Below are 13811 nucleotides of genomic sequence, written 5' to 3'. Positions count from 1 at the left end.
TAGCTGGCTACCGTGCTATTTGAAGTGGTTTAATCTGGTAAGACCTCACGGTAGTTTAGGTAATAAACCACCCATCAGCAGACTGGCTGTAGTGAACAACGTATCTGAACTCTACATCTAGTTACTAGTTTCTAGGTTTTAAGTTTTAAGTCAGCAGATTGATAAATCACCTTGCCGTCACAGAACGTCGCCGCCACGTGACAGGCGTGAAGGTCCTGACTCAAGTGCGCCCAGTCCGTATCCAGCAGACAGAGGTCGGCCGCCTGTCCGGCTACAAGTCGGCGCATGCCGCCTCCCGGTTGTGTCGCAGTGCCGCCAAACAACCCCAGCGCTTGATGGGGAGTCAGCTGTTCTTCCACCCCCATCACTCGGCCGCCACGAGTTGTTCGTTGAATCGCCGCCCGCATCGCCGCCCAGGGGTCGGGGGATCCATAGGGTGCGTCGCTACCCGCCGCCAGCACCACTCCTTGCTGTAAAAAGCTCTGAGCCCGATACAACCATGGCAGATCATCGGGGTCGACATCGGTACAATACTGATCCCCGCGCTCGGCAATAAAGTGGGGCTGTGTCACGGCAATAAGCCCCAGTTGCGACATTCGCTCGAGCACATGATCATCCGCAATGGAGGCGTGTTCAATGCGATCACCGGGCCGAACCCCAGCCTGGGTAAAGGCTTCCAGTACAAAAAACATCTCCACCCGAGTGACGCAATGCACGGCGACGGCACGTCCCTGCTGGTGCGCCGACAAAATGCGTTGGCTGAAGAGGTCCAGATCGGGTAAATCCACCTCCCGCAGATAGAGTTTCAACGGCCCAAGCTGTAACCATTCCGTTTGCTCTGTACCGCACTCAACCAGCGCCTCGCTGCCCATCACCAACATGCGTTGTAACATCTCTCCCCGGACGTTAGCGGCCTGCAAGGCAGACCAAACCGCCCTGTCGTTATTCACACCGGTATCGGTCACGCCCGTAATGCCATAGCTGGCCAATTCAGCGGAAAGCGTTGTCAGTGATGGCCAGGCACGCTGCAGATGCTCTCCCAGCCAGGCATCGAGATTGTAAAAACGCCCGCTCAAACGCTCCTGGCTATCTCTCTCGGCGCCTTCGGGCAAGGCGTCATTCGCATCAAGAGACAACTGTTCCAGCGCAACAGAATTGAGCACCCACATCATGCCACTGCGATGTTGAATTCGAACCGGCCGATCCGGACATACAGAGTCCAGCCAGTCCCGGTTCAATGGTGAATACACACTGTCGTGAAAACCAAAGCCTCTCAGCCAGCCTGACCCCGGGGCTGCCTGCAGCGCACCACGCAGTTCCTGTTCGCTGTTGACCTCGGGCGGACCACATTGCACTGATGCGCGAGCAGACGCGGTGGCGAATAAATGCAAATGGTGATCCTGCAAACCCGGCAACAGAAGATTACCCTGCGCTTCAACGATAATGTCGTTGTGCTCGGGTTGCAGCACGGCCGCTTTCGCGGCTATCAGGCCATTGGCAAGACGCACATCACAGAGCCCCCCGTCCAGTAATTGGGCTCCACGAATGAAAACCGGCTCCGCCGATGACGAAGTTGTGTTTGATTCCTGTTTCGTCGTCTTTAATCCACTCATGTTCCACTCAATCAACCGGGTGAGGTTTTTGTGCCAAGCTCAGGTACACACTCACGAAAATTCTTTTAGAATGCGGGCCGTGTCTTCGCCCAATGGACCGGCCTGTAAGGTCGGTTGACGAGCCGTTGGCGGTTCGGCAACATAATTGCTGTTGCCGACAGACCGCGACACACAGCCAGCACCGATACAGTAAGACACCACGTCGTAGAGAGAAATGTCCAGCAATTCTCCTCCGCCGTGAATCCAGGAGGCCTGCGCCAAGAGCGCCGCATGCAAGCCGGTTAACGGGTCGGCAATCGCATCCCCGCAAAACACCGGGCCCCCACCGTCGCGCGCCATCAACCAGGACAGACCCGCCGCTACCCCGGCGTCATCGCCATAGGCAATCCAGTCTTTCATGGGGGATCGGCGGCCATAGCCGGTAATGCTCAGCCACACCCTACCCGGCTTGGCCGACAGATAGTCTTTGGCAACAATCCCCATCTGTTCCAATCCGCGGGGACGTGCCGCCTCCAACACAATATCCGCGTGACTGAGCAATTGCCTTAACTGCTTGCGCCCCGGTTCTGTACTCAAGTCCAGGGCCACACTCTCCTTACCGCTGTTCATCAAATGGAAAAATTGCGCCGGCCCCAGTCGAGCCCCATCAGGTCGTTTGCTACTTTCCACTTTGATCACCCTCGCCCCCCCCAGCGACAAGAGACTGGCACACAGCGGTCCGGCCCACAGGGAAGTGAGGTCAACCACTATCGGTGGACGGGTTCTGTTGGGTATAGCAGAAGAATATCGAGTTGCCCGATACCAATGTTGGCTGGGCTTTGGGCTGGCAACAGGCGCTGCCGCCAGCCCCATCATGCGGGCGCGCCGGACCAAAACGGTGGTCTGCTGCTGTGCCACGGCGGTTTCCAGTGAAACCGCATCATCCACCGGCTGTTGTAACCACGCGGTCAACAGTTCCCGGTCGTCCTCACGCGCGAGATTCAGGGCCAGACTGCCATCGGCTGTCTCCAGCAAATGGCAGGCCCCCCCTGCCGACGTTTTACCGTGACGCGTCAGGCTTGAAATCGCCGCCCGTTCACCCAGCAGTCGATGCGCCGAAAAATGGGGGGCATAAGCCGTGGGGTTCAGCGCCGCCAGTGCCAACCAGGCACCACGGGCACAGGCCGCCAGAGGCGCGGGACAAGGGCGCGGCAACTCTTGCGGGTGGCCACTGAGCCACATGGCACCAGACTCAGCCCACAAGTGTTGCGGTGATTGCAGATCAGCAACAGGGTCACAGGCTGCCAGCCCCAGAGAGTCCAGCAAACTTCGTGCATAATGATCAACAAACGACATCAGACTAACTGCCCCGATCCCGTGGTGTGTCCGGTCATTGGGCCGCGGCAACACGCTCTGCGACACTCTCTAGGACATTGGCTACGACATTGGCTACGACAGCTCAATTGATCAAAGTCTGTGCTTCTGGGTGAGGTAATAACCATGTTGCCCCCGAGACAAGTATTCTGACGCCAAGTTGACGGTGCCAATGTCCTGGCCGCAACAGTTATCCGAAGCGCCGATACCGAGGAGACAAACAACTTAATACTGGCTTTCCGGAAGACGCAGGACAATGCCGTCCAGCTTGTCTTCCATCACAATCTGGCAACTCAGGCGACTGTTAGGCTGCGGATCAATCAGTCCGTCCAGGAGATCCTCTTCCAATTCACTGGGCGCGTCAATTTCATCTTGCCACTTTGAGTCCACAAACACATGGCATGTGGCACAGGCACAATCACCACCGCAATCACCGAGGATACCTGAAACCATGTTATCCAGTGCCGCCTGCATCAAATTGGCACCGTTTTCTACTTCTACTTCGGTCTCAGTATCGTTGTGATCGATATAAATTACTTTTGGCATCGCTGCTTAAAACTCCGGCTAATGTTGACTATTTTCGGTTTATTGTTGGCTAATGGGCTCTTTTATAGTCCAGAAACGCTTGTCTCAAATCAGGTCGCGCTTTTGTGTTTTGGCACCTGAACTGGCCCTCCACACTATTGGACAACGTTGTTGAATATAGTATCTCGTGAGCCAAATCTTGTAAACCATGAAGCGTGCAAGGGATCCAACGGGGTGCCGGGAAAGGAATTCAGAAGCGACAGAACGAGCAGGGCTGCAGGGCCATTGAGCGAAGGACAACAGACGTTTTTGACAGGCCGGTTGCCCGGCCTGTGCAGGATCAGACCCGGCCGGTCACCGGAATCAAAGCACCAGTAACGGCTTCTGCCTGACTGCTCAGCAAGAACAGAATGACGTCAGCCAATGCCTGGGGTGACACCCAGGCGGAAAAATCCGCATCGGGCATGTCGTTACGGTTTGGCTGGGTATCAATGATGCTTGGCAAGACCGCATTCACCGTGATGTTCCGGGATTTCACCTCTTCGGCCAACGCTTCAGTAAAACGGGCCACTCCGGATTTGGAGGCCGCGTAGGCTCCCAGTCCCATGTCCGCCTTCACGGCACCGGCGGCACCTATGCTGACAATGCGACCACCGCTTGCCGGAATATGCGCCAAAGCGGCCTTGCTGGCATTCACGGCTGTGCGCACATTCATTTGATAGAGGCGATCCCAGGTGTCAATACTGCCATCGTCTACGGTTTCCCAGGCAAATCCCCCGGCGACGTTGACCAGGCCATCAATGCGGCCGTATTGCTTGGCGATAGCGGCAAATGCCGCCTCGGTAGCAGCCGCATCCCCCAAATCCAGCGCCGGGGTCGCTTCAACGCCAGCCGCCGGTTCACCATCCACACAGTCAACACAGATTGTCGTCGCACCGGTAGCCACCGCTGCAGATGACACGGCGCGGCCCAGAGTGCCCAAAGCACCCGTCACCACGATAACTTTATCTTTTAATTCCATGAGTACACCTTAAATCGTTTAGAGCCTTCGTTTTGTATCAGTTTGATCGGATTATTTCGCAATGGCTTCAGGAGCACCGAGATAGCGGTCCAGCTCCTGATGCATATTTAGAATCATCACTTCATGATGTTTCGCCAGATAAATTTGACGATAACCGTTGGAGTGCAACCCCCGCTGAATGCGCGGAACATTGGCGAAATCCTGACGGGGGATCAATAACAGTTGCTCCGGATCATTATAATCCGTGACATGTTGAACTTCCGCGCGAGGAATCTCAGCCAGTTTGGGGTAGGTAGTGGTGGAGAAGATTTCAAAAATACAGCTGTCCGGGCTGTCGCCATTGGGACGAATACGATAGATCATCACATTGCCCAGATTTGGCAAGATCAACAGATTGGGGAAGACAAACACTTCTCCGCCCCACATCGCCGCGTTCTCTGGCGTCGGTGCCGGCATGGGCCGCTCTTCGGCAGCCGCTTTGGCGTAGATTGCCTTGATAAATTCAGCGCCGTAACTGGAGCCTTCTGGCAGGGGTTTACCACGCAGACTGGTGGCAACATCGACGTCGCCCTGCAGCACCATGGCATCCATTTCGTGAACCAGATGCTGCATGTGCTCGATCATGAATTCGAGACGTTCTTCTCCGGCGTTGGCATCGGTACTGGACATGGGTTTTTCACCCGCGTAGAAGCGGCCGTGGCCACCCTCCAGACCCTCATAGATGACGTGCTCATGCTGTAAAGGCGCGCCCGGAGTATGCACATCCTCGTACACCACCTTGGCGCCCACCGGGTCCAGCTGCGGATGGGTTGCTGGCACGTGATAGGTTTCAAAGAAAGCTTCCTGAGCCACTTTCCAGTTCGCTGGGCCTTCCATACGGCGCCACCAGTAGTGGTGCATATCACTGAGCCCCAGGCCTTCAATATATTTCGCCACCGGGGCAATGTATTCCTCAAATGACTGCGGCTCTTTAGCAAAACTGATGAACACAAAGCCGGCAAACACTTCACAGTGAACTTCACGCAGCTTGACATCACTGGCCAGCAGGTTGCCGTCTTTAAACTCCTGCTGCTCCATAATAAATTTGTTCTGCCCTTCAAGGTCCCACTTCCAACCGTGAAAAGGACACATAATCTGGTCTTTTTCAAAATGCCCGCAGCCTTCCGACAGCGTCGTGCCACGGTGAGGGCAAGCATTGTAATACGCTTTTACGGTGTCTTCCCCCACACGCACCAGCATGGCCGACTGCTTGCCAATGTCGTAGGTGGTGTAATCCCCCTTATTGGGAATTTCGTCCAGGCGCGCAGCAAACTGCCAAGTCTGGTACCACAACTTTTCGTATTCCAGCTTGGTAAATTGAGGATCGGTGTAACGCCCGGTCCGAATTGCATGAGACAGCGTACGCCAGCTTTCAGGCCACTCGCTGGTCTCATTGGTATTTGCTAAACTCATATTTCCACTCTCTACAACTGCATGCATATCTATAATTATTTCTACATACATAACTGCATTTATAGCTATCTTGCTGGCTACAAATTACCGCTAGATAATTTCACCAGGATCCAAACCTGTATGTTGCTTGTTATTGTAGTTTTTCTATGTAAAAGCTTTAGAGCCTGAAAGAGGCGGGAGACTAACCACTTAGAAATTTAGACATCTCCAACGGCTTTGAACTGACAAATGGTAAAGTTAAAACGGATAAGAAAAGAGCGGGCTTAAGCCCGCTCTTTTAATCAAACAATCTCGCCAATCTCAGTCCCTACAGGGTAGGTTTCACCGGCGGCTTGTTTGTGAACCAGCTTACCGGCTGCTGGAGCTTCGATTTCCTGTACAGACTTATCGGTTTCTAGACAGTAGATAGGCTGTCCTTCTTCAACGTTTGCACCATCGTCTACCAGCCATTCAGCCAGAGTGCCTTCAGTGCTGGACATCTGCAGCTTTGGTATGGTCAATGAAGTCGACATGTATATCCCCTTACTTTATTTAAACATTTCGCGAACCCGCGCAACGATGCTGGCTACGTTAGGCACCTGAGCAGTTTCAATGGTTTTAGAATACGCGATAGGAGCATAAGCCGCACCAAAGCGTGAAGCCGGAGCTTTCAGTTTCGTGAACAGCTCCTCGTTGATGGTACTGGCAATCTCGGACCCCAGACCACAGAATTCAACGGCAGCGTGTACAACCAGAGCACGACCGGTTTTCTCAACGGACCCGAGAATACGATCATAATCCAGCGGCAACAAAGTACGCAGATCCAAAACTTCGGCGTTGATACCTTCTTTGGCCAACTCTTCAGCCGCCTGCAGACACTGCATGACCTGCCAACCGTAAGTCACCAAGGTAATATCGGTACCTTCACGCTTCACTTTGGCCACACCCAGAGGAATGCGGTAATCACCTACCGGCACTTCTTCCTTGAGGGCGTAGGTCAGCATCATGGATTCCATCTGAATACACGGATCGTCGTCGAAGATACAGCTCATCAGCAAGCCTTTGGCTTCTGTTGGCGTACTTGGGTACACAATCTTCAGGCCTGGTTGATGCAACAACAGAGCTTCTGTGGACTGGGAATGCTGAGCACCAAAGCCGCCAATACCGCCACCGGCGATCATGCGCACGGTCATGGGCACGTGGGTGGTCGCCCCGGACATATAACGCTGCTTGGCCGCGTGGTTGGTGATTTGATCCATACACACACCAACGAAGTCAGCGAACATGATTTCAGCCACCGGGCGCATGCCAACCAGGGCAGACCCCGTGGCGGCTCCGATAATAGCCTGCTCAGCAATGGGCGTCGGACGGATACGCTCACCCCACTTGCTTTGCATGCCTTTGAAACACTTAAACACGCCGCCGGGATCATCACCGATGTCTTCACCCAGACAGTAGACATTCTCGTCAGCCTGCATGGACAGGTCGAGGGCGTCCTGAACGGCTTCGAACATGGCCATGGTTTTGGTTTCACCGGTGTACTCAGGCTCGGCGTCACGTTTCACACGCTGGCCACGCTTGGGAACGGTATCGGGATCGCCGTAGACGTCCAACAGCATTTCGTCTTCGCCGGTCACTTCACTGCTCATGGCCCATTCGATGGCCTCGGCAACTTCAGCAACGGCGGCGCTGTCGATGTCATCCAGCTCTTCTGCAGTGCAGATGCCGGCATCGATCAAACGCTGACGAGTGGCCGGTACCGGCCAGTCCGCTTTCGCTTCCTGCAACTCCTCACCTTTGAGCAAATGGCTCCAGCCCACACCCGCGTGAGGCCCAAGGCGCAAAGTCATGGCCTCAACAAACACAGGGCCATTGCCGCTGCGCACGCTGTCGATGATTTCTTTCATACCATTGTGGAATTCAACCGGGTCGTTACCGTTGAGCCTGACACCCCGAAAGCCCAGCGCTTCAGCACGATCGGTAAAGTTTTTACTGGCGGTATACTCGGGGATTGGCGTGTACTCGCCGATCAGGTTGTTCTGGCACATAAAGATAACCGGCAGTTTCCACACGCCAGCCAGGTTCATGGCTTCGTGTACCGCACCGATACTGGTCGCGCCATCACCGAAGTTCACAATGGTGACCTTGTCGGTACCGCGCATTTTTTCAGCCAAAGCCAGGCCGTTGGCAATCGGCGCGCCTGCACCCACAATCGCCGTAGTCAGCATAGAGCCGGAACTGGGATCGGAAATGTGAGGGGAACCACCTTTGCCCTTGTTCACGCCACCTTCACGGCCCAGTGCCTCGGCAAACAACCCTTTCAAAGGGACGCCCTTGGCAACCTGATCGTGGATGCCCCGGTAAATGGTCACCATGTGGTCTTCGCTGCTGATCAGAGGAGCGATAGACGCAGGAATAGCCTCCTGTCCGGTCATGGGCCAGTAGGTAAACATAAACTTACCGCTGGACAGACCTGCCTGGATGCCTTTATCCACCTCGCGGATGCGAGACATCTGGCGGTAAATCTCCTTGAGCGTACCTGGATCTATTGACTTGATGTCAGTTGACATTGATTTGTTCCTCTCGATTCAAACTTCTCAACAACCTTCATTATTTTTAACGCGTTCAACCTAAACACTTTCTACGGGCATCTAACGTCAGGAACCAGCCACCATTTTGATCAACATTCATATGCAGGGCCAATGGTGGCGGTTTTCAGAACATCTGTGTCCACGTCAAGCTGAGCCGAAATGAAAAATGACCCAGGGATCATAATTTAAGGCAACTTGACTGAACTGAGGAATGAATTCCGTTTGTTTTTGTGTGAAAGTTATTATACAACACCGCTGTACATTATCAATAGTTGTCAGAGGGCGCAACTTCTATAAGCGTTGTATTAATAGATATCTGGCGAATAAGAATAAGTCGCCCGCAGGCGGATAAAAACAGAAAAAAGTGTTCGCTTTGGCCAGAATGGCCGGTGATTACTATTAATGCTTACCGCCTTTGATGAGGAACAATGCCGGCTTGGCAGGGGGTCTGGAGCCTCCCATTGCGTCATCAGGGACATCACCATCAGACATCTCCGCCTCCCCGCGCACATCATCGGCAACCGCCAAGCTGAGACTTTGTAAAGTAGCCGCCACCCAATCGGGCTTTGTCATCATCAGGTCATGGCCGGAATCTATTTCCCAAAAACGGCCAACCTGAAGCTCCTCCAGAATTTGTTGATATTCCTCTTTGACATTGGCGCTACAGACAATAAAGGACTGGGGAATCTGGCGCATGGCGTCTTCATTGGCCAGCTCCAGCTTTTGTTCAAAGCACTTCCAGGGGTGGGGGGTTAATTTGGGCCGGATCCACTCCATCAGCTGCGGGTCGGCCGTACGATACAGCTTGAGCAACTCCTCACTCGGCCACAAAACCAGCTCGACCCCGTCCACCACCTGCCCTTGTTTCCGTAACGACAGCAAAGAGTCGCCCGTGATATCCAGCAACGACTGGCCATTTCTCGGATAGGCCGCTTCCAGATAAACCACATTGGCGATCCGCGATGCAATACGATCTGCCACACCGGTGATGACCATACCGCCATAGCGATTGCCCACTAAAATCACATCGTTCAGGTCTTCAAATTCAATCACCTTCACGATGTCTTCAATGTGCAGCTTGAGATCCACTCTGGCACTGAGCAAGTGTGCCCGCTCCCCAAGCCCCGTGAGAGTGGGTGTAAACACCTCATGCCCCTGCTCGCGCAACCGCTTGGCCACAAAACGATAACACCAACCTCCCTGCCCACCGCCATGCACCAGCACATAAGTTGCCATAAGCCACCCTCAAGCATTCACTGTCAACAATGTTTAGCTTGTCACACATCACGGAATCTTGCACGTCAGGCCCTACCAACCACAGCTCTTCACTGCTGAATCCACTGCCTGAGGAGCCCCCTCTGGCCTGCGGCTGATACGAGTGCCAGGAGCGGAAAGGCTAGCCGGATTCACCCGCCAGACTTATTTCCTGCAACACGTTCGCCACCCATGCAGGTTCAGTAATCATCAGGTCGTGCCCGGTATCGATTTCCCAAAAGCGTCCCTGGCACAGGCCCTGCAGAGCCTCGCGATACTCATCCTGCATATTGGCCGAACAGGCGATAAACGACTGCGGTAACTGACGCATGGCCGCCTCATTCACCAATTCAAGCTTCTGGGTGAAGCACGCCCAGGGGTGTGGTGACAGCTTCGGCTTCATCCAGTCGATCAATGCCGGGTCCGTCACCCCATAATAATCGTCATCGGTCATAGGGTAACTGCCGGGGAAGAGCACCAGCTCAACACCGTCCACCACCCGCTTGTCATTATGAGCTGCAGACATCATCTCTGGAGCCACATCGGCCAGCGATTGTCCGTTCATGGGGTAAGCCGCGTCCAGATAGACAACATTGCCGATGCGGTCTGTCGCCCGATCGGCCACACCGGTAATCACCATACCGCCATAACTGTGCCCCACCAGAATGACATCCGTTAACTCTTCATAGTTAAGGAGGTTCACAATATCGGTGATGTGCAGGTTGAGATCCACCGCCGGACTCAACAGGTGTGAGCGATCAGACAGGCCGGTCAGGGTGGGAGTATAGACATCGTGGCCTTTCTCGCGCAGCCACCTGGCCACAAAACGATAACACCAACCGCCATGCCCGCCACCGTGTACCAATACATACGTTGCCATACTTTTCAACTCCCTTTTTGCGTTTATTATTCATTGTGTTTACCACGGGACTTTTTATCCCGCTTCCCCACCGCTGCCTGCGCATTGGAATGCCGGCGTTCCTGCTGATGACTTTATTTAGATTTTTTATTAAAACACTTTATACATTTTTAAATATGGATCACGATCTTGCCAAAGTGTCGACCACTCTGCAGATGCCGTAAAGCTTCCGGTAATTCTTCAAATCGGTAACACCGGTCAATCACGGGCTTGAGCTTGTGAAAATCGATCGCCCGATTCATCATTTCGAAGTCATCACGGCTGCCCACCCGCACCGGCGTAATGTCAACACTGGAGGAAAACAGCGAGGAAATGGCATTGGGCCAGCCGCTGATTAACCCCACCGGAGCCACACGTCCACCCACACGGGTCGAGGCAATGGATCGGTCAATGGTTTCTGCCCCGCCAATATCGACCGCTAGATCGACACCCTTGCCATCGGTTAATTCCCGTACCACGTTATTCCACTCACTGACCTTGCGGTAGTTAATCACCTCATCAGCTCCCAACTGCTTCAATTTTTGACAGCGGTCTTCACTGGACGATATGGCAATCACTCTGGCCCCGAAAAGTTTGGCAAACTGCAATGCCAGTGTGGACACACCTCCGCCCCCCTGTAATAACACCGACATCCCCGGCATTAACGGTGCCGGACCACACAATGCATGCCAGGCAGTCACACCGGCACAGGGCAAAGTTGCCCCCTCTTCAAAACTTAAGTGCTCCGGCAGCTGCACCACTTCACTATGGTGCACCACCATTTCTTCTTGCATCACACCCTGTAAGGGGCAACAGCGAGTCATCATACTTGTCGTGTCACGCCAGGGACCACCCAACCAACCGGCATTAAACGTCAATGCCACGGCATCACCCACCTGTATGCCCTGAACATCGGCGGCAACCTCAATAATTTCCCCCGCACCATCGGAACAAGCAATTAACCCGCCTCCGGGGGAGCGGAGCTGTCCACTCAACGCCATAAAATCGCGGTAATTCACCGACGCGGCTCGCATGGCTACACGTACCTGACCAGAGGCCAGCGGTCCAGGAGGATCCATGTGTTCCAGCTGTAAAGAATCAATACCCTGTAATGTCTGTGTGCGAAATACTTTCATGGGCTTACAGAAATTCCGATTGGGTTAGTGTTGATGTACCGTTTGCTGTTGGTGCAAAAATGTCTGCACAGATTGGGCGCACGCCTGTGGATCTTCCAGATGAATCAAGTGGCCGAGCTCCGGAAAATCAATCCGTTGAATATTCTCCACACACGCGCTCAACAAGTCCGCAATCACCTGAAAATCCGACAGATCACAACCACCGCTCAGCAATAAGGTAGGCCGCTTCAACTCAAGCAGACGATCCACGTCTGGCAAGGACGGCTGTTCGAAGTTTTGCAACCATTCTTGTCCAGAGTATCGCATAATGCTGTCATACAGATCATCGGCCGCATCACTGGCACGAGTGCTGAAAAACAATGGGTGTGAATAAAATAACTGTCGCGCGCGATCCATCTTGCCCGCTCTGGCCGTTGCCACGATTTTTGCCCACTGCCGCTGCCAGACTTCAGACCATTCCCAGCCCATCAGACCGGGACTGATCAATACCAGTGATCTCACCCGTTGCGGGTGATTCAAGGCAAAATTGAGGGCAACACTTCCCCCCATCGACACACCGACCAGATCGCATTGCAAAATCGCCAGCGAATCCAGCAGAGCCAAAAGGTCATCGCTGTGTCGGAAGGGGATTGAGTCAGGACACGGTGTTCGGCCAAAACCTCTCAAGTCATAACGCAATGCAGCCAAGTCAGGATCGAGATATGAAAACACTCTATCCCAGGTGTGGAGATCGCCACCAAAACCATGAATAAAAAGGGTACGAGGTGTTTCTCCTCGCTGCAGAGCATAGAAGTTAAGACCTGCAGCCGGCACCATCACCGGCGTATTCGTAATCGCGTCGCCGTTGAGGGAAGACACATCAGTTGCGCCAGGCTCTCAACCGGTTGCCTGCATCACAATTGATCACATCACAATTGATAAAGCGGCCTTCTTCAGAAGCCAGAAAAACAGCGAGATTGGCAATGTCTTCCGCTGTACCATGAATATCACTCAACTGCATACCCTGCACCCGAGCGTAGGTTTCTGCCGTTAATCCCTCTTTGTTTGCAGGGGTTTCCATAATGCCCGGCGCAATCGCATTGACACGAATACCTTCGGCAGAAAACACATTCGCCATACCGTAGGTCATTGAGTTGAGCGCGGCTTTGGTGACACCGTAAACTGTTGCCGGTGCGTAGCTGGCCATGGACGACTGGTTGAGGATCAGCCCCTTGGCGTTGCTCAACGAGGAGCGCATAGCCCGAGCCAGTAGCATGGGGGAAACCGTATTGAGCGACAAATATCGCAGCCACTTCTCCTGGTTCATATCGTCAACCATTTTGGTGACTTCGCCGTAGGCGGCACCAGCGTTGTTATAGAGGACATCAATTTTATCGTGTTTGGCGCAAATTTCTTTGGCGAAAGCTTCGATTTCGCTCTCGTCCATAATGTCGAATACGTGGGTTGAACAAGTACTGCCCGCCTCTTCAACCAGCGCTGCAGACTCCTTAAGCCCTTCTTCATTGATGTCCGTCAACACCAGGTGTGCCCCCTCGCGGGCAAATAAAACGGCACTGGTTTGACCCAGGCCACCACCGGCGCCGGTAATCACCACCACCTTGTTGTCAAAACGTTTGCTCATGCTTAAGCTCTCCTGTTTTTATCTACCTGTCTAAAACAGGTACTTCAATTTGAGCTAAAGTCTGGCACAAGTAAACGGCTCGAATCCAGACATCTATCCAGCAATAGTGTTGCATTCCAGCCATTGGAGTTGTCCCTGCAAGCCAACCACCGTGTGAAAAGCCTCTAAAACTCACGACTTGCCAATCCAACTCCCTTAGACCTCATGTTCCTAAACACCGTTCGCTCACATTACGCAGCCATAAATTAGGTTCATCGCACTTTACCGGGAAACGCTGCTTTGATCTTCAGGAAGAAGTAATCGTTATCCCGGTATCCATACGCCATCCTTTTAATCACTTTAATCTTGTTGTTCATGCCTTCTAACAC

At 53.5% G+C, this 13811-nt stretch carries 13 protein-coding genes; all 13 read right to left on the bottom strand.

Translation table 11 applies throughout. The annotated features are described in order from the left end of the window. Positions 1–131: 131 nt before the first annotated feature. A complete protein-coding gene (locus G8770_RS23590; RefSeq protein ID WP_167192509.1) occupies positions 132–1613 on the bottom strand; it encodes an amidohydrolase in 1482 nt (493 codons plus the stop codon). A gap of 51 nt (positions 1614–1664) precedes the next feature. Continuing rightward, positions 1665–2948 carry a CoA transferase gene (locus G8770_RS23585; RefSeq protein WP_167192508.1) on the bottom strand — a complete coding sequence of 428 codons (1284 nt, stop codon included), beginning with the start codon at positions 2946–2948 and terminating at the stop codon, positions 1665–1667. Between the two features lie 243 nt (positions 2949–3191). Beyond that, positions 3192–3512, bottom strand: coding sequence for a 2Fe-2S iron-sulfur cluster-binding protein (locus G8770_RS23580; protein ID WP_167192507.1), 321 nt, complete (start codon positions 3510–3512; stop codon positions 3192–3194). Between the two features lie 319 nt (positions 3513–3831). Continuing rightward, positions 3832–4512: an SDR family NAD(P)-dependent oxidoreductase gene (locus G8770_RS23575; protein ID WP_167192506.1), complete on the bottom strand. Its 681-nt coding sequence runs from the start codon at positions 4510–4512 to the stop codon at positions 3832–3834. Positions 4513–4563: 51 nt separating this feature from the next. Beyond that, positions 4564–5964: an aromatic ring-hydroxylating oxygenase subunit alpha gene (locus tag G8770_RS23570; RefSeq protein ID WP_167192505.1), complete on the bottom strand. Its 1401-nt coding sequence runs from the start codon at positions 5962–5964 to the stop codon at positions 4564–4566. A 281-nt stretch (positions 5965–6245) separates the two neighbouring features. Next, positions 6246–6476 (bottom strand): biotin/lipoyl-containing protein, encoded by a 231-nt coding sequence (locus G8770_RS23565; RefSeq protein WP_167192504.1) that lies wholly within the window; start codon positions 6474–6476, stop codon positions 6246–6248. 15 nt (positions 6477–6491) lie between these two features. Further along, entirely contained in the window at positions 6492–8513 is a 2022-nt protein-coding gene (locus G8770_RS23560; protein ID WP_167192503.1) for an alpha-ketoacid dehydrogenase subunit alpha/beta, read from the bottom strand. A 420-nt stretch (positions 8514–8933) separates the two neighbouring features. Further along, a complete protein-coding gene (locus G8770_RS23555; protein WP_167192502.1) occupies positions 8934–9770 on the bottom strand; it encodes an alpha/beta hydrolase in 837 nt (278 codons plus the stop codon). Positions 9771–9930: 160 nt separating this feature from the next. Beyond that, on the bottom strand, positions 9931–10668 hold the full coding sequence (locus G8770_RS23550; protein ID WP_167192501.1) for an alpha/beta hydrolase: 738 nt from the start codon (positions 10666–10668) through the stop codon (positions 9931–9933). 149 nt (positions 10669–10817) lie between these two features. After that, on the bottom strand, positions 10818–11822 hold the full coding sequence (locus G8770_RS23545; protein WP_167192500.1) for a zinc-dependent alcohol dehydrogenase family protein: 1005 nt from the start codon (positions 11820–11822) through the stop codon (positions 10818–10820). 24 nt (positions 11823–11846) lie between these two features. After that, entirely contained in the window at positions 11847–12680 is an 834-nt protein-coding gene (locus G8770_RS23540) for an alpha/beta fold hydrolase (protein ID WP_167192499.1), read from the bottom strand. Between the two features lies 1 nt (position 12681). Beyond that, positions 12682–13443: an SDR family NAD(P)-dependent oxidoreductase gene (locus tag G8770_RS23535; protein ID WP_167192498.1), complete on the bottom strand. Its 762-nt coding sequence runs from the start codon at positions 13441–13443 to the stop codon at positions 12682–12684. Between the two features lie 251 nt (positions 13444–13694). Next, positions 13695–13811, bottom strand: a 117-nt coding sequence (locus G8770_RS23530; protein WP_148079186.1) for a transposase, incomplete at its 5' end; no start/stop codon positions are given.

Source organism: Pseudomaricurvus hydrocarbonicus (assembly GCF_011602365.1).
GTDB classification, from domain to species: Bacteria; Pseudomonadota; Gammaproteobacteria; order Pseudomonadales; family Cellvibrionaceae; genus Pseudomaricurvus; species Pseudomaricurvus hydrocarbonicus.
The sequence above is the reverse complement of the archived record's forward strand: the minus strand, read 5'-3'. Positions and strand labels throughout refer to the sequence as shown.